Genomic DNA, 20,013 nt, shown 5'->3' on the forward strand with positions numbered 1-20,013 from the left:
TAGGGTTCTGCCCATGCCGGTAAATCTGAGCAGACTGACAACGGGGACAATGAACATTAACGCTGGCCATGAGAGAACCTCAAAAACGAGCATTATACAGCAAGTTCAACCAATTGGAGCCATTACCCGATTGGCATTGACACCATATTCCAACTACGCGCACCACCTCGCTTGCCTGAATGACCCTCAGTTAAAGTTAGGGTCATCACCTCGTCGTTATCCAGAGATGAAACAGCGCTGGTGGGGTTACTGATTTCCAGCGATTGACACACATCAGAGGCAACGAACCACGGATCGCCGTACACATTAACAATGCGCACAGTTACACCCTCAAATTTGATAACGGAAATATCACTCTCATCAGCGGTGAAAATAGCTTTCTGACTTGGGATAGGCTGAGGGGCGGCCTCAGAATTGAATCTGCTTTTTTCAAGTTTCATTTGTCAGGCTCCGTTAGGCGGCGTTGTTAGTGTCCGGGTACAAGGTCAGGATGTTGGCTATGTCGCTTTGGGAAAGGCCGTGATAGCCACCAGCGGCGGCGTTATGGTTGACCAACTGAATCACACGCAGAACATCGGCGCGGCTCACAAAGCGATAGCGGAAATGGCTACCGATACCGTCCGGGTTCTTCTCGTCGATACGCTCCAATTGAATATCAAGACGCCTTTCTAGCTCTGAAAAATAATTTCTTCCTGAAGATAGGCGGCAATACTTGAGAATCTCATTTTCAGTACAGCCATTGACGCCAGTTTTTAGCATGTACACACGGGCGCGGTGCTTCTTCGGTGCTGGCTTGATGGTGGGGATGGCGCTATTATCAGAGGTGCCAACCTTCTGACTAGCCGCCTGCTGTACGGGGCGGTTATTCATTTCCATTACGCAGCCCCCCCGCGAGATTCAGCAATACGCTGACTAATCCACTCATCTACTTCACTCTCGATGAAGGCAATAGAACGTGTTCCGATTTTTACCGGTTTAGGAAAGCGATTCTGAGCAATGAGTTTGTACACCCACGCCTTACCATAGCCGACTCGGCGTTGAACTTCTGGAAGGCGGATAAGTGATTGTGCTGCTTGTGGCATATAGCCCCCTGTTTCTGTTAAGGGTCGTTAATAGACGTTAATAGATAACAGGGATTCTTACTCTTATGACAATTAATAGAAACAACAAAAACCTAGTTTTTACCCGTTAAAAATAAATACTAAGTTTTTATCTTTTTCGCATAAAAACCTAGTTATTATCTTTCCCGTATAAAAACCAAGTTATTATCTTACTGATTTTCTAGGCCTAAACTCAGCATTTTTTAGCCATTTTTTTATTGCCGGAAGACTTGGCGAGTCCTTGAACTTATTATCTAAATGATGTTTAACTGCCGTAGCTACTATATTCAATGAAGCATATTCCATTACATCCCACTTTTGCCGAGCAACCTTCATTGCTTCCGCTTTCCTTGGGTGTTCAGGCCTCCCCCCTAACTTACCTCTATCTTTTGATATATCTCTAATTCGCATAACCGACAGTATTGGCTGCATGCACATAATCAAATACTGAGATGCTTTAAATTGCTCCCCTTTAGCTATAAACCAAACTGATGAAAAGGCAGACGCACCGTACACCTGAAAGGAAACGCCGAATGACTCACACATCCACTTTGCACAATATGATAAATAACCCAAGTAATTTTCCGGCCATTCATTTAAGAAAAAAGTATTCAAAGCCTCGTCTAGAGACAAGCCACTTAGACTCTCTTCTGTAAGCATCCCCTTATAATTAGATAAATCCTCCGACATAGTTTTAATCATATCAGAAACAAGCTCAATAAATTGTTCAGACGAATACATAACATCATCCTGTTCCTTTATTTTACTAGCTATTTCCTGCTCTTTTGTACTGAAATCCTCAATGAAAGAAAAAGCTATTGATTTTCTCACCACGCCACCCCGCGCCCTCTTAATTTAGGTGGCTATGTCAGCCCGTAGAGGTGTACGGGTTTTCGGGAGCTACCCTAGACATAGCCTATTCTTTATTCTTCTACATAAGTCTACTGCGGTCCAGTTACACTGTCTATACATCCAGTCATGCACGTTGTCCAAATGTGGCCTGCACAACATTCCCACCACGTTCCAAGCTCTCCATATAATCGGCATACCACTGAAGCATCTCCCGGCGACCATCCAGGTATTGAGCATGGTTGTACGTTCCCCGGATACTGTTTTTATCGACGTGGGCCAGTTGGGTTTCAATCCAAGCGGTGTTATAGCCCTGTTCGTGCAGGATGGTACTCATGGTGTGGCGGAAGCCGTGGCCGGTCGCTCTACCGTGATAGCCAATGCGCTTTATCACTTGGTTAATACTGGCCTCACTCATTGGTTTGGTGCTGTCATTCCGGCCAGGGAAAACCAGCTTAAAGCGCCCTGTCATTTCTTCGAGTTGGCGGAGCAGGATCAAAACCTGCTCAGAAAGAGGCACCAAATGCGGGCGGCGCATTTTCATTCTGCTCTTAGGGACTTCCCAAAGCCCCTTGTCCAGATCGAACTCTGCCCATTCAGCAGCACGTAGCTCAATGGTGCGAACCCCTGTCAGCAGTAATAGCCGGGTCGCAATTTTTGTTATTGGGCTGCCGGTGTACTCATTAAGGCACTGGAGAAACTCAGGGAACTCTGTCGCAACCAGGTGGGGATAATGTGTATGCTTCTGAATGGCGAGTGCTCCAGCTAATTCGCTGGCCGGGTTGTTCTCAGCCCTACCGGTGACGATTGCATAACGGAACGTCTGGCTGCAGGCTTGGCGAATTTTACGCATCTTGTCGAGAACACCACGTTTCTCTAACTTGCGCAGCGCCTCTAAAACTTCAAGGGGTTTGATATCGGCAACGGGTCGTTTCCCGATATAGGGGAAGATGTCTTTTTCGAAGGACTCCATCAGATCTTCGGCATAGCCGTTAGACCAGTTCGGCACTTTGTAGGCGTGCCACTCTCTGGCCAGTGCTTCAAAGGTGTTTTCAACGCTCACCTTTTTAGCCTGTTTCTCCGACTTCTTCTCCTCACCAGGATCACCACCAGCAGCCAACAGACGTTTGGCTTCATCACGCTTGGCTCTGGCATCAGCCAGCGGCACGTCTGGATACACGCCTATGGCTAAAAGCTTTTCTTTTCCAGCCACGCGATACTTCAGACGCCAGTAACGGGCACCGGTCGGATTAACGAGCAAATACAAACCACCACCATCAGAAAGCTTGTAAGGCTTGCCCTTGGGCTTGGCGGTGTCTACTTGGCGGGCATTTAACTTCATTGGGGGTACCCCACTTCATTGAACCTGGACATACCACCAGATATACCCCCACATGCATGTAGATTTCAGTAGAAACAGGTAGACGTTGGGATACGGTGATATCAGCTGTATCAGGCATTATAGAGGGGTTTAGTAGATTTGAGTAGACGTTGAGAGAAGTAAAAATGGTACGCCCTACAGGGCTCGAACCTGTGACCTACGGCTTAGAAGGCCGTTGCTCTATCCAACTGAGCTAAGGGCGCATTGAAATGCGGATGCGGCAACCGAGGTTGCGGAGTTGGATTATACGGTCAGAGGTTATCGAGTCAATGCCTTTTGTTGGTGTGCTGGCCGCAAGCGTGCTTTATGGTGATTTTTCGCACAAATCAACAACTAAAAATCAACCTAACGCGATGATCTGACTACGTAAATACCTGGCCATAACGGCCAATATCCTTACCTTCTTGCCCAGACCTACGGCTTAGAAGGGCGATGCTCAGACCAACAGTAACCATGAAGTGAAGAGTCAGACAATTGAGGTAAAAAAAGCGTAGAGGATCATTCCTTTGGTGTAAAAAATGTCTAAACCGCTACGCAATCGTGTGCTTATTCTCTGCATTAACCCGATCGAAAGCCTGACAGCGCGCCTCTCTTCTGCCAAAATAGCGCCATCCCCCGCTTTTCTTAAATGATGGATTTCCTCACTGATGGCAGCAAAGATTATTGATGGCAAAACGATTGCGCAGCAGGTTAGAAACGAAGTGGCTGAGCAAGTGAAACAACGTCTGGCAGCTGGCAAGCGTGCGCCGGGCCTGGCGGTGGTACTGGTTGGTGAGAATCCGGCTTCGCAGATTTATGTCGCCAGCAAGCGCAAGGCCTGTGAGGAAGTGGGCTTTATCTCCCGCTCTTACGATCTGCCCGCTTCCACCACCGAGCCTGAACTGCTGGCGCTGATCGACAAATTAAACGCCGATAAAGAGATCGACGGCATTCTGGTGCAACTCCCTCTGCCTGCGGGCATTGATAACGTGAAGGTGCTGGAGCGCATCAGCCCGGATAAAGACGTGGACGGTTTCCACCCTTACAACGTCGGCCGCCTGTGCCAGCGTGCGCCTAAACTGCGCCCTTGTACCCCACGCGGTATTGTCACCCTGTTGGAACGCTATAACATCGATACCTATGGCCTGAATGCCGTGGTAGTGGGTGCCTCCAACATCGTTGGCCGCCCGATGAGCATGGAGCTGCTGCTGGCGGGCTGTACCACCACCGTCACGCACCGCTTTACTAAAAACCTGCGCCACCATGTAGAAAATGCCGATCTGCTGATCGTGGCCGTGGGCAAACCTGGGTTTATTCCAGGTGATTGGATCAAACCGGGTGCGATCGTGATCGATGTCGGCATCAACCGCCTGGAAAGTGGTAAAGTAGTCGGCGACGTAGACTTCGAAGCCGCAAGCGAACGTGCGGCCTTCATTACTCCGGTCCCAGGTGGCGTCGGCCCCATGACCGTTGCTACACTGATCCAAAATACCTTGCAAGCCTGCGAGGAATTTCACGACGTTCAACCTAACTAAGTTAAGGCAGTATGGAAATTTTCAATCTGGAAGGTCACCCTCATGTCGAACTGTGCGATCTGCTGAAGTTCCAGGGCTGGTGTGACAGCGGCGGTGCCGCGAAAGAAGTGATCGCCGAAGGGCAGGTCAAAGTAAACGGTCAGGTCGAAACGCGTAAGCGCTGCAAGATCGTTGATGGCCAGAAGGTCAGCTACAAAGGCATGAACGTCACGGTTAAAGCCTGATTGTTCAAGCGCCAGGAAAAAAATGCCGGGTTGGCTAAGCTACCCGGCATTTTTGATCTACTCAAACCTGTTAATGCTCCAATGCAACGAAGCACACGTGTTGCATAGCACGCAACGTGCCATACAGTTCGTCCAGGGTCGTCCTTTTCCTTACCGTTAGCTTAAAGTTAACTTCAATCTTGTGCTTTTTGACGTCACGTATCGTCATTGCATCAATCAGGTTTCTCTGCTGATTAAGCTGGGCCATCAAGCTGGCTAGCCCTGCCTGCTCATCGAGTATCAGCCGTACTTTGACCTTCCCCAGATAGTGATCCCTCGATTGCAGCAGGAAAATATAGGGGCTGATTTTTATCGCCAGTAAAAACAGTGCAGTAGCCAAGATTGCGTGCAAATAAAAACTGGCTCCGCAGGCAATCCCCACTCCCGCCGATGCCCAAACGATCGCGGCGGTCGTCAGACCGGAAATGGCGTCATCACGGCGGTGCAAGATCACCCCAGCACCAAGGAAGCCCACCCCACTGATAATCTGTGCGGCCAACCGCATGGGATCGCTGCGAATATTGACGGATATCTCGGCGTAATACTCCGCAGACTGAATCGACACCACCGTTAATACACAGCTGGCGACGGCAATGATCACGCAGGTTTTAAACCCAACGGGCTTGCCCTTGGATTCACGTTCCAGGCCAATCACCCCCCCCAGAACAAACGCCGCGACTATTTTGCCTACCGTCGCCAGATGGAGCGGCCCCAACCCGCCCAGCACCGATAACCAGCTGTCCATGTTGCTTCCTATTGCTGCGCAGGCTTCATTGCCGCCGGCGTTTTCTGTTTAGAAAGATCGTCCTTGAAGAAAATAAAGAAGAACACCGAGACAACGGCGGCGATAATCGCCGAGAATAGCCAGAAGCTTTCCCACTGCGGTAACGCCTGCGGGCCCTGCTCAGTCACGGTGCTGTTGAAGATCTGGCCGCAAATGGTGGACGCGAACAACAAACCAAAACCATTGGAGACGATAAAGCGCAGACTCTGGGCCTGAGCTTTGATTTCGGGCCGTGCTTTACGGTCGACATAGATGTCCCCTACCGTAAAGAAGAAGTCCCAGCAGAAACCTTGCAGCATCAGGCCAATCAGGACAAACGTCATGTTGGCGTCAAGCGCAGCCTGAGAGAACAGCACCGAACGGATGATCCAGCACACCGCGCCCATCATCAACGTCACCTTGAAGCCCGCTTTCAGTAGGAAGAACGAAAGCAGGAACATAAACACCACTTCACAGGCGATCCCTACCTGCATCATGGAGGCGGCGTTATCAAACCCGAGCGCTTTGAGGAATACCGGAATATAGGCGGAATAGGCGGTTTTGGGGATCATCAACACAAAGATGCTCAGCATCAGAATGGAGAAGTTACGATCTTTAAACAGCGACAGCGCATCCAGGCACAGCAGATCGCGCAGGGTGAAGGTGCTGCCCTTGGCCTTCGGCGGTGTATCCGGCAAGGTAAAGCAGTACAGCCCCAATCCCACCCCAGCGGCCGATGCAATGTACCAGGTCATGGTATCGCCGGAATATCCCATCTGCCCGATGATGAAACCTATCGCCATAAAACCGAAGGTGCCAAACACGCGGATCACCGGGAAGTACTTCACGCCGTTGATATGGCTAAAGCTGATGCTGTTGGCCAGCGCGGTGGTCGGATAGAACAGCAGCCCAACCAGGAAGATCATCACCAGCGTCATGGTGGTGTCCTGCGCCTCGATAAACTGCGGTACACACAGGATCACCCCGGCGTTGATCAGGTGCAGGATCGCCATGACTTTCTGAGAAGCAAAGAAGCGATCTGCAACCATGCCGATAAACAGCGGCGAGAGTATCGTTGCCAACCCCAACAGCGCATAGGATGAACCGATAATGGCCGCCATACCGTAGGTACTCAGCACCAGGCCCATCGTCATATTCCAGGCACCCTGCATGAAATACTGCACAAACATCATGATCAGCAGGCGAGGAGTCTTGTTAAAGTCCATGAGATCTCCCCCTATGCCACGTTAACGGTCAGGCCGTCATACGCAACGGTGATGTTTTTATCACGACAGGCCGCCACCAGTTCCTCATGCAGCAACTTGCCGCTGTGAGAAATATGTGACACCACGATCTGGCTGTCTGAATGCAGGCACTCCATCGCACGCAGCTTCTCTTGGGCGGCAAACACGGTTTCCAGGCTCATATGATTGTCAGTGCGATCGTCGCCGTTGAAACCGTAGGTGCATTCCAGCACCACCAAATCCAACGCTTTGCCCTGTAGCCACTGCCAGGTGAGTTCAGGGAACCAGCCGGAATCATGGCCATAAAAAATCGTCTGGCCGTCTTTTTCGATCACATACACGTAGCACAGCTCCCACTTGGCATGGTTAGCCAGCAGCGGTGTGATCTTGTAGCCATGGCTTTCTACGGTGACAAAAGGCACCAGGCAGTGGAAACCAAAACGCTGTTTGCTGTAACCCGGTAATACCGCAGCACAACCGTTGATCGCCCGGTCGTTACCAAAAATCTCCAGCGGATGGTCGATATTGAAGCCGTACCCCTCCATTCGGCTAAACAGCTCACCGACGTTGAAGTGATCTGGATGTGTATGGGTAAACAGCAGGTCGGTGAAGCCACTCGCGTCCAGCCCATCACGCAACAGCTGTTGGCTGAACTCCGGGGCGACGTCGATCAACATCACATCATCAATAATCGCCGAAGAGTGGGTACGCAGATCTTTCCCCTTGAGAAAACGGGCCTGTTGGCAATGTTCGCAGCGGCAAAACGGATTAGGGATCCCTTCAGAGGCAGCCGATCCCAGGAAATGTATTTTCATTTTTTATCCTTTTTATTCAGTACATTACTGACCTATCGTTCCTATCGCCTTCGTTAAGGTGAACCATGAAGGTGATTTTGGAACGTGTCAATCATAATCCCGAGGCCAAAAAACGGTTAACACTGCAATGCATATTGGTGATCGGCTTCAAAAATTTAATTTAATATTTAGCAAAATCAATTCACTAAAAATAACATTTGGTCATTATTACGTTTTTCATCAATTTTGTGACATCGGTTTAATTAAGTACAAATAACAGTCACTTAATTATGGAACGATCCAAATTTCATGCTTGGATAGAAATCGAGATAGCGGAGCGCTCATGCCGGTGTTAGCATCAAAACAGGCGGCTCAAAGCGGTGGGAAAATGGCAACTATCAAGGATATAGCGAAGCTGGCGGGGGTATCTCATGGCACCGCTTCCAACGTGCTCAACGGGCGCGGCAATGTCAGCGTTGAAAAGATCGAGGCGGTCAAACAGGCCGCCCAGCAAATGGGTTATCAAATTAATGCCCAGGCGCAGTCGCTACGCGCCAGCAAAAGCAGTGGCGTTGCGCTGATCCTGCCCGATATCAACAGTGAGCAGTATCACCAGCTCTACCGCGGGCTTCAGCAATCGTTACGATCTTCTTTCCCAGGCGATCTGGATCTTTACGTCACTAACGATCTGCCCTCTGCCGAAAGAGATATCTTGCAGACACTGGCCGCAAAATCCTACCAAACCATCGTTACGGTCTCCTGCCTTGCCGACAGCGAAAGCTATTATCAGACGCTGCGGCTGCCAGCGGATCAGATCCTGTTTGTCTATCGCCATCCAGCGCAGGCCAAGGCCACATTCAACCTGAACTTTTGCCTGGCTGGCCAAGCCATTGCCAGCGAGATCGCCCGCGCTCAGCCCGCACACGTTGGCGTGCTTTGTGAGCCACTCGCCTATACCAACGGCCAGTGTTTTGTCGAGGCATTGAAAGCTACGCTGGCACAGTTAAGCCCATCGACCCAGCTCACTGTCGTGCCATCACCGGCCAGTGAATGCCACACCGCCGCTTTCGCTTTTTTTGCTGACCAGCCGCCACAGGTACTGATTGCTCAAGACAGCGATAAAGCCCGTTGCCTGACGCAGGCGGCCTATCTGGGGAGCGCGGTCCCCTGCCCGCCGATCTGGCAACTCAGCGATAACGAACCCGCCGTAGTAGCCAATCAGTACCACTATCAGATGGATTACGCCCGGCTGGGTCTGGAAATCGCCCGTTATATCTGCGGATTAGTGACACTGGCCGATGAGCAGATACTGGATAGCCGCGGCTTTGCTCTCGACGTTCAATCCATGCCCGCCGTTTCTGAGCAGTGTGAAACGCTGAACATGCTGATCTTGCCTAGCCCCTCCACCGATGCGCTGAAAAAACTGTTGCCGCATTTCTATCGCCAGACCGGTATCAAGGTGAATCTCGCGGTTTATCCTTATGATGAAGTGTTTGAGATCCTCTCGAATCTGCATCTGCATCCTTATTACGATTTGCTGCGTATCGATATGGCCTGCCTCCCCTGGTTTGCAGAAAAGGCCCTCACGCCGTTGGCAGAAATTGCCCCAGCGCTAACGGGACTACTGGATAACTTCTCGGAAGAAATTGGCCATCATTTCAGCCAGATTGACGGCAAAGCCTATGCGTTGCCGTTTGATGCCAGCACCCAGTTGCTGTTCTATCGCCGCGATCTGTTCGAAGACCCCACGGTCAAACGCATGTTCTATGAGAAATCCGGCAAGGAACTGAAGATCCCGACCAGTTTCGACGAATTTGATGACATTACGGCCTTTTTCACGGCAACTCATCAACCCGGTAACCCGCAGCGTCCGATAGGTTCATCAACGACTCTCGGTAGTTCCGGGTTAATTGCTACCGAGTTTCTGCTGCGCTATTACGCATTAGGTGGGCGGCTAGTGCACCAAGACAAACCGGTGCAACTGGAGGCAACATCAGCCATCGAAGCGTTGCGGCAATATCAGCAACAGCTTACCGTCACCACCAATCTCAACAGTGAATGGTGGAACGCTGCGGTGGCCCAGTTTGAGCAAGGCCAAGTGGCGATGCTGATCATGTATATGAATCTGTTCAACGACGTCGCCCACAGCCCTCTATCACCGGCAATAGGTTACGCGCCAGTTCCGGGCAACATCCCGCAGATGGGCGGTGGCTCGTTAGGCATGTCTCGTTTCAGTGATAAGAAGGCACAGGTAGAACAGTTCTTCCGTTGGCTGTATTCGGCTGAAATTACCGAGCATCTGGTGCTTTTGGGCGGTAACAGTGCCCACCGCAGCATCTATCAGAATCAGCGCATCCTGCATCTCTATCCGTGGTTCAACCTGCTACGGGATAATCCTAGTACCGGCATCCGTGAATCTCGGGGTTTACAGGGCGAGTTGTTCAACCTGCGCCATGCGGAGATCATTATCGGCCAGGGCGTGACCAACGTGGTGAACAAGATAATGGATCCGCAGCAAGCCATTGATTACATCAATCAGCGACTGGTCAATGAAACTCAAGCCTGAAGGAAGCCATGTTTGCCACCTTACCTGTAAGAATGGGCCGTGCCAAGGAGAGGTATTTTCCAACTGCGGCGAGATTGGCCGCAGTTGGAAATCTATTACCTATAATCCTTACTCACAGCTGGATTTACCGGTTTTATGATTGATGGCACCTTTGGATATCAACAGATTAGCAACATCAGTAAACCCATTTTCACAGGCACCACTGAGAGGACTGGCGTCAATTTTTGGATTTTCGTTCTTCGCCACCACATTTATATCCGGGTTAAACTGCAGAATGTATTTTACCACCTCAAGTCTTCCATCCACTGCGGCGACCATAAATAAAGTTTCACCATCTTGCTCGACAGCATCCCAGTCGACATCACCCTTTAAGCGCTCATGAAGATATTTTACAACCTCCGCGTTTTTCCCCATGACGGCTGATTTGACCGAATGATAAACATCAGCCCTATCCGTTGCTCGAATATCAGCACCCTGTTCGGTAAGATACTTAACCATATCCAAATAACCAATAAAGGCAGCCCATCCTAAAGCGGTCTGTCCCAGGGAGGCTTCATCCTTCGCTTCCAGATTCTGCCCGGCCGCCACCATTCTTTTTACCTCTGACAAATTTCCCTGTTTAACTGCATCGAACCAGGCTGCATCAGGACCTTCTGACGGTTTCTCATAAAAGATACGATGTGACAGCAATTTATCATTGGCGATTTCATGCATCTCTTCATAGCTAAATCTAAATTTTGATAAATCAACTGCAGATTTATTTTCCTGAGCATGTAAGCCAAGGGGTAAAAATGTAAAAAAGGCGGCTGTAAATATAATATTTTTTAAGTTCATAATTAACTCCATGTAATATATTTAATTTGAGCGCATTCCTAAACAATAGCTCATCCAACATATCCGTTATGTGCCGTTCTTATAAAGATTAAAGATACTAGTATTCCCACAAAATAATCACAACGCATAATTTTGCACAATAAGTTCAAAAAAACTGATTAGCTATAACGATTTATGCAGGGGTGTTTTTAAGCCACCCGCTTGGCGAAAATGAGATTTGATGGGTAAACCAAAGGAGAGATCCTAGTGGCAAGGACCCACTTGTAAAAAGTGGGTCCTTGCTCTGATTACTATTTACTTACGACGCCAGCTGGTCCCCTGCGGGCCATCTTCCAGCACGATATTCATCTCGTTCAACCGATCGCGAGCGGCATCTGCCAGCGCCCAGTCTTTGGCGGCACGCGCGTCGTTACGCTGTTTGATCAACGCTTCAATCTCTGCCACTTCCGAGTCGTCCACCTGTGCGCCACCTTGCAGGAACTGTTCTGGTTCCTGTTGCAGCAGGCCCAAGACCTTGGCCAGCTTACGCAGCTCTGCCGCCAACCCATTCGCCGCCGCCATATCTTCGCTCTTCAGACGGTTTACTTCACGCGCCAGGTCGAACAACGCGGAATAGGCTTCCGGGGTGTTGAAGTCGTCGTCCATGGCTTCACGGAAGCGCGCTTCAAAGGCTTCACCGCCAGCAGGTTTGGCATTAGCGTCGGTGCCACGCAGTGCGGTATATAAACGCTCCAGCGAAGCGCGAGCCTGCTTGAGATTCTCTTCGCTGTAGTTCAGTTGGCTGCGGTAGTGGCCAGACATCAGGAAGTAACGCACGGTTTCGGCGTCGTAATAACCCAGCACGTCACGGATGGTAAAGAAGTTGTCCAACGACTTCGACATCTTCTCTTTATCAATCATCACCATCCCGGAGTGCATCCAGTAATTGACGTACGGGCCATCGTGCGCACAGCTGGATTGGGCAATCTCGTTCTCGTGGTGCGGGAACATCAGATCGGAACCACCGCCGTGAATGTCAAAATGGGTGCCTAGCTGTTTGCAGTTCATGGCCGAGCATTCAATATGCCAGCCAGGACGGCCTGGACCCCAAGGTGATTCCCAGCTTGGTTCGCCCGGCTTGGACATCTTCCACAGCACGAAGTCCATCGGGTTGCGTTTTACATCGTCGATTTCCACGCGCGCACCGGCTTGCAGTTGCTCCAGATCCTGACGGGAAAGCAGGCCATATTGTGGATCGCTATCGATGGAGAACATCACGTCGCCGTTGCTGGCCACATAGGCATGATCGCGTGCCAACAGGCGTTGGGTGATCTCGATGATTTCTTCGATATGATGGGTGGCTCGCGGCTCCTGATCCGGGCGTTCGATCAGCAGCGAATCAAAATCGGCGTGCATCTCTGCCAGCATACGCGTGGTCAGTTGATCGCAGGTTTCACCGTTTTCTGCCGCACGACGGATGATTTTATCGTCCACGTCGGTCACGTTACGCACGTAGTTCAGCGAATAGCCGAGGTAACGCAGGTAGCGCGCTACCACGTCGAAAGCAACAAAGGTACGCCCGTGGCCGATATGACACAGGTCATAAATGGTTACCCCGCACACGTACATACCGACTTTACCGGCATGAATGGGCTTAAATTCCTCTTTTTGACGACTCAGGGTATTAAATATCTTTAGCATCAGGGCTGTCCGTGGTGTGCGTGATAACAAACATATCCGCATATTGAAACCCGAAGGCTGCTCTATTGCAAGGTCAAGCCCAAGGATTGCTGAATTGATCGGCAGAAAATTGCGTGAGATCGGAATTAACCTGATCCAGACTAAGATAACAACACGTGTATTTCTGCCGCGAAACTGCCACCCTAGCCACTGCTGACTGATTAATTGAGATATGTTATAAAGTCGGTCTGATTGCTCACACGCCTTCCTATGTGACAGCTCATTTCATCTTGCTAGGACTAAAACTATGGTTACTTTCCACACCAATCACGGCGATATCGTTATCAAGACCTTTGCTGACAAGGCACCGGTTACCGTTGAAAACTTCCTGAACTACTGCCGTGAAGGCTTCTACAACAACACCATCTTCCACCGTGTCATCAACGGCTTTATGGTTCAGGGTGGTGGTTTTGAACCTGGTATGCGTCAGAAAGACACCAAAGCAACCATCAAGAACGAAGCTAACAACGGCCTGAAAAACACCCGTGGCACCCTGGCAATGGCTCGTACCAACGATCCACACTCTGCCACCGCCCAGTTCTTCATCAACGTGGTAGATAACGACTTCCTGAACTTCCGTGCTGAAAACTCCCAGGGTTGGGGTTACTGCGTATTTGCCGAAGTGGCAGAAGGCATGGACGTGGTCGAGAAGATCAAAGCGGTAAAAACTGGCCGCAGCGGCATGCACCAGGATGTACCGGTTGAAGATGTCGTGATCACCAGCGTTACCGTCAGCGAGTAATCGCGGCTGCATGAGCACGCTGTTCATCGCAGACCTGCATCTATGCGTACAGGAACCGGCAATTACTGCCGGTTTTCTGCGTTTTTTGCAGCGTGAAGCCGTTCACGCCGATGCGTTATATATCTTGGGCGATCTGTTTGAAGCCTGGATTGGCGATGACGACCCCGAGCCGTTGCATCGCGAAATTGCCACCGCACTCAAGGCGTTGCACCAGGCCGGAGTGCCCTGCTACTTCATTCACGGCAACCGCGATTTCCTGTTGGGTAAGCGCTTTGCCAGGCAGAGCGGCATGATCCTGCTACCGGAAGAGCAAGTCGTCGAGCTGTATGGCCGCAAGATCCTGATCCTGCACGGTGATACCCTGTGCACCGACGATCAGGCCTATCAAGAATTCCGCAAGAAAGTTCATAACACCTGGATCCAACGTGCTTTTCTGGCTCTCCCCCTGCGCTGGCGCTTGAAGATCGCCGCTAAAATGCGTGCTCGCAGCCAACAAAGCAACCAATACAAATCCACCGCGATTATGGACGTCAACCCGCAGGCCGTTGAGCAGGCCATGTTGCGCCACAACGTCCACTGGATGATCCACGGCCACACCCATCGCCCAGCAGTCCATCCGCTGGCATTACCAAACGGTAAAGCCCATCGCGCGGTGCTGGGAGCCTGGCATACACAAGGCTCAATGATTAAAGTCACGGCAGATGCCGTGGAACTTATCGAGTTCCCCTTCTAGGCCGTTTTCCAGCTTTTGATGGTAAAAACCGTCGACGCAACCGTTTTCCTCTCCCTGTACCCATGATATGCTCTACGCCCTCATACGGCCTGCCAGCCGACGTTTGTCCACATCACAGGAGCCATGCACTCATGGGAGCCACCGCTACTTCAGCCGCCAACGCTGGGGTTAAAATCGCAATCGTAATGGGTTCAAAAAGTGACTGGGCCACTATGCAGTCCGCGGCCGAAGTTCTGACCACGCTGAATGTCCCGTTCCATGTCGAAGTTGTCTCCGCCCACCGCACGCCGGACAAGCTGTTCAGCTTTGCCGAACATGCCAAGGCCATGGGTTTTGACGTAATCATCGCCGGTGCCGGTGGTGCTGCGCATCTGCCAGGCATGTTGGCGGCCAAAACGCTGGTTCCGGTGCTGGGTGTGCCAGTGCAAAGCGCTGCATTGAGCGGTGTCGATAGCCTGTATTCCATCGTGCAGATGCCACGCGGCATTCCGGTGGGTACGCTCGCCATCGGCAAAGCCGGTGCGGCCAACGCCGGGTTGCTGGCAGCACAAATCCTGGCGCTGCACGATGCCGGGCTGGCACAGCGGTTGGCACAGTGGCGTCAGGCACAGACCGACGAGGTGCTGAACCATCCAGACCCACGGGAGGATGCATGAAGCCGGTTTGCGTACTGGGTAACGGCCAGTTAGGGCGTATGCTGCGCCAGGCCGGTGAGCCGTTGGGCATTGCGGTTTATCCTGTCGGTCTGGATGCCGAGCCGGAAGCGGTGCCCTATCAAAACGCGGTGATCACCGCAGAGATCGAACGCTGGCCAGAAACCGCCCTGACCCGCGAGCTGGCGACACACAATAACTTCGTCAACCGCGATATCTTCCCGCGTCTGGCCGATCGCCTGACGCAGAAGCAACTGCTCGATCAACTTCATCTCGCTACCGCGCCTTGGCAATTGCTGGCAAATGCTGGCGAATGGCCCCAGGTGTTTGCCACCTTGGGTGAGTTGGCGATCGTTAAACGCCGCGTGGGTGGTTACGACGGCCGCGGCCAGTGGCGTTTGCGCCCGGGCCAAGAGGCTGAGTTACCGGCGGATAACTATGGTGAATGCATCGTCGAGCAGGGGATTAATTTCTCTGGCGAAGTGTCGTTGGTGGGTGCCCGTGGTCACGATGGCCAGTCGGTATTCTATCCGCTGACCCACAACCTGCACGAAGAAGGCATTCTGCGTACCAGCGTGGCGCTGCCACAGCCTAACCCGGCGTTGCAACAGCAGGCCGAGCAGATGTTGGCTGCGATCCTCGATGAGTTGAACTACGTGGGTGTAATGGCGATGGAGTGCTTTATCGTCGGTGACAGCCTGTTGATCAACGAGCTGGCTCCGCGTGTCCACAACAGTGGCCACTGGACGCAGAACGGCGCTTCCATCAGCCAGTTTGAGCTGCATTTGCGGGCCATCCTGGGGCTGCCGCTGCCTAAGCCGGTGGTGAATACCCCTTCGGTGATGGTCAATCTGATCGGTACGGCGGTGAACCAGCAATGGCTGGCCCTGCCGCTGGTGCATTTGCACTGGTATGAGAAAGAGGTGCGTGAGGGGCGTAAGGTGGGTCATCTGAATCTCAACGATCCCGATGCGGCCTCTTTGCAACAGGCGTTGCAGGCATTAGCGCCGCTGCTGCCAGCCGAGTATCAAAGTGGCTTGGCCTGGGCACAGCAAAAGCTGGGATAATCCGTTCACAACTGCAAATTAAGGGTTCAGCCACGCTGAACCCTTTTTTATTCGCCGTTTACCCTTCGTAGCTGCGGAACAACGCCCGGCCGCGCAGCAGGCGCACGCCAAGCCAGCCGCCACACAGCGAGAGCAGCAAGGCACTCAGCAGCGGTAACGCCCACCACAGCACCGGCGTAGGTGCCCACGGGAAGTCGAACACCTTGGTCTGCAACAGCCAAAGCGCCGCTTCTGCCCCCACCGCCGCCGCGATCCCGGCCACCAGCCCAAGCAACGCAAACTCGCACCACAGCGTACCGCGCAACAGGCGTTTACCTGCGCCTAGCGTGCGGTAAACCACCAGTTCCTGCCTACGTTGCCGCATCCCTACCTGTACCTGTGCCAGTAACAGCAGACCGCCGCAGATCACCACCAGCACCACCATCACCTCCAGCGCCCTACTCACCTGCTGCAACACGCCGCCGACCTGCTTCAGGATCGAACCGATATCCAGCAGGCTCAGGGTTGGGAACTGGCGGTTGAGCTGCGTCAGCACCTTGCCGTCACCGTCATAGCGGAAGCTGGTCAGCCAGGTTTGTGGCTGGCCGTCCAATGCACCCGGTGGGAAGATAAAGTAAAAGTTCGGCTTCAGGCTTTCCCAATCCACCTGCCGCAGGCTGGTGACTTTAGCGCTGAACGATTGAGTATCGCCGCTGAACGTCAAGGTATCGCCCAGTTGGATCTTGAGCCTGCCGGCGATCCCTTCATCCATCGAGACCTCGCCGGTTTTCGGCGGCCAGGTGCCTGCCGTCAACGGGTTATGGTCCGGCAGATCGCTTTGCCAGGTCAGGTTCAGTTCACGGTTCACCGCCTCGCCACCGGGATCGTCTTCATGCACCCGCTCCGTCGCCACCTGCTGGTTAATTTCAGACAGGCGTACACGCACGATGGGATAGAAGGTTTCCTCATGCAACTGATGCTGTTGCAAGAAGGCTTTCACCTGTGGAACCTGTGCCGTAGTCATATTCAGCAGGAAATAGTTCGGGCTGTCCGGCGGTAATTGTTGTTGCCAGCGATCGAGCAGATCGCCACGCAAGACTAGCAGCAGGGCCAGTAACATAAACGACAGCGAGAACGCCGCTAACTGGCTGATCGTCACACAAGGCTGATGCAACAGGCGATTCACCGCCAACCGCAGCGCCAGATTTTTCAGCGTGATGCGCCGCAGCAGCAACAGGCTGCCCCAGCCTATTCCCCCCAGCAGCAAGGCCAGCACCACCATACCGGCCAGAATGGCCCACAGTAGCGTACTTGCCCCCATTAATACCGTCAGTAGCCCGACCACAATCACCGCAGTAGCTGGCAGGAAGTAACGCAAAGGCCAGACGTTAGCCACCACATCCCGGCGCAGTACGCGCAGTGGCTGAGTCGCCAGCAGTTGTCGGTACGGGCGCAACCCAACCAGCAGAGAAATCATGACCAGAGCCCCCATCGCCCACAGCCACGGCCAGCCCCCGGCTGCGGGGAGTTCCCCCGGCAACACCGGTGCCAACAAGCGGATTAACACCGCTTCAAACCCGAGACCAATCACGCTGCCGCAGGTTCCCGCCAGCAGTAACACCGCCAACCACTGGCCAATAATCAGCTTGCTGAGCGCCTTTCTGCCAGCCCCCAGGGTTTTCAGCACCGCAATCAGGTCATAGCGGCTGCGGCAATAGTGACTCATGGCTACCGCTACGGCGGCAATCGACAGCAGCAAGGTCAGCAATGCCGAAAGCAGCAGGAACTGTTGGGAACGCTGTAGCGATTTGCCTAACGCACTGCCGGACTCCTCTAACCCATACCAGCGCTGATCGGGTTTGAGCTGCGGTTTGAGACGTTCTTCATAGCGTTGAATATCGGTTGGCGCACCGGCAAACATATAACGGTAGGTCAGGCGGCTGCCCGGCTGTACCGCTCCGGTTTTATCCACATCGGCCAGATTGATGATAATGCCAGGTGCAGTCTGGAACGGATTGAAACCGGAGTCCGGCTCCTGCACGATTTCACCGGCGATGCGTAACGTGGTATCCCCCACCTCCAGATTGTCGCCGACCTTGATATCCAATAATGCCAACAGACGCGGAGCCACCAACACGCTGCCTGGCACAGGTTTGAGATTGGCTGGCAAGGTTTCCAATTGCCCATACAGCGGATAGGCCGCATCGGTAGCCTTGACGTTGGCCAGTAGCGGACGATCCCCTGCGTAGGTCATGGTAGTAAAAGAGAGCTGGCGGCTGACTTTCAGCCCCTGTTGTTGGGCATCGAGCAGCCAGCCTTCCGGCACCGGGCGCGCGGTACGCAATACCCGATCCCCGGCGATAAAGTCGCGGCTTTGCTGGCTCAAGCCTTTGTCCATGCGATCGCTGATGCTGCCCAGTGCCAACACGCAGGCCACCGACAGCGTCAGCGCCAGCCAGACGATCAGCAGCGAAGGCGAACGCCATTCACGCCAGAACCAACGCCAAATCATGCTTCCTCCCACAGCTTGCCTTCACGCAAGCGCAGCCGCCGCTGACAGCGAGCCGCCAGGGTCTCGTCATGGGTGACCAGGATCAGTGTGGTGGCGAAATCGCGGTTGAGGGAGAACAGCAGATCGGCAATGCGCTCACCAGTCTGGCGATCCAGGTTGCCGGTGGGTTCATCGGCGAACAGCACCCGAGGGCGGCCACTGAACGCCCGTGCCAACGCCACACGCTGTTGCTCCCCGCCGGAAAGTTGCGCTGGCAGGTGATTAAGACGCTTGCCTAATCCCAGCTGTTCCAACAGTTGCACCGCTTGGTCCCGGCTTTGACGATCGCTTTCACCACGCAGCAGCGCAGGGAGTTGTACGTTTTCCAACGCGTTCAAGGTGGGGACCAGCATGAAAGACTGGAACACAAAACCGACGTTTTTTGCCCGCAGCGCAGCTCGCCCTTCTTCATCCAGCGCGGTCAGCGATTCCCCCAGCAGGCTAACTTCGCCTTCGCTGCCGTCGTCCAGCCCGGCAAGGATGCCCAACAAGGTCGATTTCCCCGAACCGGACTCGCCGATCAGCGCAATTGTCTGTGCGGGTTTGACAACCAGCTCGACTCCGGTAAGGATGGTAAGCTGATGCTCACCCTGACCAACGTGTTTACTAAGATGATGAACTTCAAGAACGTTTTCCGCTGGCATCTTCCCTTCCTTTTGCTGTTGGGATTATTCAGTTTACGTGCTGTCGCGGCCGATACCTTATTGATTTTGGGCGACAGTTTAAGTGCTGGCTATCGGTTGCCGGTAGCGCAAGCCTGGGCCACTCGCCTGGCCGATGAGTGGCAGAAACAACCTGGTCACCCGACCGTGGTCAATGCCAGTATCAGCGGTGACACCGCCGCTCAGGGGCTGGCACGCTTGCCCGAGCTGTTGAAACAACATCAGCCCCGCTGGGTGCTGATCGAGCTGGGGGCCAACGATGGTCTGCGCGGCTTCCCGGCTGCGGATATCGAGCGCGACCTCAACCAGATTATCACGCTGGTTTTGCAGGCGGGGGCCAAACCGCTGCTGATGCAAATTCATATTCCGCCAAACTATGGCCGCCGCTACACCGAGGCCTTCGGGGCGCTGTATCCTGCGTTGGCCAAGCAGTTCAACATCCCGCTGCTGCCGTTTTATATGGAACAGGTGGTGATCAAACCGGAATGGATGCAGGATGACGGTTTGCACCCCAATCAGGATGCCCAGCCGTTTATCGCCACCTGGATGGCGCAACAGCTGGAACCACTAGTTAAACATGAGTCTAACTGAATAGGGTT

The 20,013-nt window shown here is 53.0% G+C and carries 20 protein-coding genes, 1 tRNA gene and 1 pseudogene; 8 read left to right on the top strand and 14 right to left on the bottom strand.

Translation table 11 applies throughout. From position 1 onward, the window contains the following. From ACMV5H_RS05635 to ACMV5H_RS05665, 7 genes and pseudogenes are all read right to left on the bottom strand, one after another. On the bottom strand, positions 1–70 hold a 70-nt coding region (locus tag ACMV5H_RS05635), incomplete at its 3' end, for an IS1 family transposase (RefSeq protein WP_414821623.1). A gap of 67 nt (positions 71–137) precedes the next feature. Continuing rightward, a pseudogene (locus ACMV5H_RS05640) lies at positions 138–440 on the bottom strand (Bro-N domain-containing protein); the annotation flags it as partial. A 13-nt stretch (positions 441–453) separates the two neighbouring features. Continuing rightward, on the bottom strand, positions 454–876 hold the full coding sequence (locus ACMV5H_RS05645) for a hypothetical protein (protein ID WP_414821572.1): 423 nt from the start codon (positions 874–876) through the stop codon (positions 454–456). After that, the gene (locus ACMV5H_RS05650; protein WP_414821573.1) at positions 876–1,082 is read right to left on the bottom strand and encodes a helix-turn-helix transcriptional regulator; all 207 of its coding nucleotides are present in this window, start codon (positions 1,080–1,082) and stop codon (positions 876–878) included. The genes ACMV5H_RS05645 and ACMV5H_RS05650 overlap by 1 nt, the downstream gene beginning before the upstream one ends. Before the next feature lie 183 nt (positions 1,083–1,265). Next, positions 1,266–1,931: a hypothetical protein gene (locus ACMV5H_RS05655; protein ID WP_218519758.1), complete on the bottom strand. Its 666-nt coding sequence runs from the start codon at positions 1,929–1,931 to the stop codon at positions 1,266–1,268. 145 nt (positions 1,932–2,076) lie between these two features. Continuing rightward, entirely contained in the window at positions 2,077–3,291 is a 1,215-nt protein-coding gene (locus tag ACMV5H_RS05660; RefSeq protein WP_414821574.1) for a tyrosine-type recombinase/integrase, read from the bottom strand. 165 nt (positions 3,292–3,456) lie between these two features. Then, positions 3,457–3,533: transfer RNA gene (locus ACMV5H_RS05665), tRNA-Arg, on the bottom strand. A gap of 444 nt (positions 3,534–3,977) precedes the next feature. On the opposite strand from ACMV5H_RS05665, the gene folD reads away from it, so the two are divergent. Both folD and ybcJ read left to right on the top strand, forming a co-directional pair. Next, on the top strand, positions 3,978–4,844 hold the full coding sequence (gene folD, locus ACMV5H_RS05670; protein ID WP_021805409.1) for a bifunctional methylenetetrahydrofolate dehydrogenase/methenyltetrahydrofolate cyclohydrolase FolD: 867 nt from the start codon (positions 3,978–3,980) through the stop codon (positions 4,842–4,844). Positions 4,845–4,855: 11 nt separating this feature from the next. Further along, on the top strand, positions 4,856–5,068 hold the full coding sequence (gene ybcJ / locus ACMV5H_RS05675; RefSeq protein WP_021180059.1) for a ribosome-associated protein YbcJ: 213 nt from the start codon (positions 4,856–4,858) through the stop codon (positions 5,066–5,068). A 70-nt stretch (positions 5,069–5,138) separates the two neighbouring features. Here the strand turns inward: ybcJ and ACMV5H_RS05680 are convergent, their stop codons facing one another. The 3 genes from ACMV5H_RS05680 to ACMV5H_RS05690 are packed head-to-tail and all read right to left on the bottom strand — an operon-like array spanning position 5,139 to position 7,929. Continuing rightward, positions 5,139–5,852 carry an MgtC/SapB family protein gene (locus ACMV5H_RS05680; protein ID WP_094981159.1) on the bottom strand — a complete coding sequence of 238 codons (714 nt, stop codon included), beginning with the start codon at positions 5,850–5,852 and terminating at the stop codon, positions 5,139–5,141. Positions 5,853–5,860: 8 nt separating this feature from the next. Continuing rightward, entirely contained in the window at positions 5,861–7,096 is a 1,236-nt protein-coding gene (locus ACMV5H_RS05685) for an MFS transporter (RefSeq protein WP_021180061.1), read from the bottom strand. A gap of 11 nt (positions 7,097–7,107) precedes the next feature. After that, a complete protein-coding gene (locus ACMV5H_RS05690; protein WP_021805412.1) occupies positions 7,108–7,929 on the bottom strand; it encodes an MBL fold metallo-hydrolase in 822 nt (273 codons plus the stop codon). A gap of 367 nt (positions 7,930–8,296) precedes the next feature. On the opposite strand from ACMV5H_RS05690, the gene ACMV5H_RS05695 reads away from it, so the two are divergent. Further along, positions 8,297–10,474: an extracellular solute-binding protein gene (locus ACMV5H_RS05695; RefSeq protein WP_414821575.1), complete on the top strand. Its 2,178-nt coding sequence runs from the start codon at positions 8,297–8,299 to the stop codon at positions 10,472–10,474. 108 nt (positions 10,475–10,582) lie between these two features. Here ACMV5H_RS05695 and ACMV5H_RS05700 read toward each other — a convergent pair whose 3' ends face one another. Beyond that, a complete protein-coding gene (locus tag ACMV5H_RS05700) occupies positions 10,583–11,308 on the bottom strand; it encodes an ankyrin repeat domain-containing protein (protein ID WP_209528421.1) in 726 nt (241 codons plus the stop codon). 294 nt (positions 11,309–11,602) lie between these two features. Beyond that, positions 11,603–12,988 (bottom strand): cysteine--tRNA ligase, encoded by a 1,386-nt coding sequence (gene cysS / locus ACMV5H_RS05705; RefSeq protein WP_115158698.1) that lies wholly within the window; start codon positions 12,986–12,988, stop codon positions 11,603–11,605. A 286-nt stretch (positions 12,989–13,274) separates the two neighbouring features. Here cysS and ppiB point away from each other — a divergent pair, with 286 nt between their 5' ends. The 4 genes from ppiB to purK all read left to right on the top strand — a co-directional run bounded on the left by ppiB (position 13,275) and on the right by purK (position 16,222). Beyond that, entirely contained in the window at positions 13,275–13,769 is a 495-nt protein-coding gene (gene ppiB / locus ACMV5H_RS05710; RefSeq protein ID WP_021180066.1) for a peptidylprolyl isomerase B, read from the top strand. A gap of 10 nt (positions 13,770–13,779) precedes the next feature. Next, complete coding sequence (gene lpxH / locus ACMV5H_RS05715; RefSeq protein WP_115158697.1) at positions 13,780–14,502, top strand: UDP-2,3-diacylglucosamine diphosphatase; 723 nt, start codon at positions 13,780–13,782, stop codon at positions 14,500–14,502. 131 nt (positions 14,503–14,633) lie between these two features. Then, positions 14,634–15,158, top strand: coding sequence for a 5-(carboxyamino)imidazole ribonucleotide mutase (gene purE, locus ACMV5H_RS05720; protein ID WP_021805417.1), 525 nt, complete (start codon positions 14,634–14,636; stop codon positions 15,156–15,158). After that, complete coding sequence (purK, locus tag ACMV5H_RS05725; protein WP_021805418.1) at positions 15,155–16,222, top strand: 5-(carboxyamino)imidazole ribonucleotide synthase; 1,068 nt, start codon at positions 15,155–15,157, stop codon at positions 16,220–16,222. Before purE ends, purK begins: the two co-directional genes overlap by 4 nt. Before the next feature lie 58 nt (positions 16,223–16,280). Here purK and ybbP read toward each other — a convergent pair whose 3' ends face one another. Both ybbP and ybbA read right to left on the bottom strand, forming a co-directional pair. Then, positions 16,281–18,713, bottom strand: coding sequence for a putative ABC transporter permease subunit YbbP (gene ybbP, locus ACMV5H_RS05730; protein ID WP_414821576.1), 2,433 nt, complete (start codon positions 18,711–18,713; stop codon positions 16,281–16,283). Next, complete coding sequence (ybbA, locus tag ACMV5H_RS05735; protein ID WP_037375255.1) at positions 18,710–19,396, bottom strand: putative ABC transporter ATP-binding protein YbbA; 687 nt, start codon at positions 19,394–19,396, stop codon at positions 18,710–18,712. The genes ybbP and ybbA overlap by 4 nt, the downstream gene beginning before the upstream one ends. Here ybbA and tesA point away from each other — a divergent pair. Further along, positions 19,367–20,005: a multifunctional acyl-CoA thioesterase I/protease I/lysophospholipase L1 gene (gene tesA, locus ACMV5H_RS05740; protein ID WP_051363221.1), complete on the top strand. Its 639-nt coding sequence runs from the start codon at positions 19,367–19,369 to the stop codon at positions 20,003–20,005. The genes ybbA and tesA overlap by 30 nt on opposite strands. Positions 20,006–20,013: the final 8 nt, after the last annotated feature.

The organism is Serratia sp. N21D137, assembly GCF_047530005.1.
GTDB classification, from domain to species: domain Bacteria; phylum Pseudomonadota; class Gammaproteobacteria; order Enterobacterales; family Enterobacteriaceae; genus Chania; species Chania fonticola_B.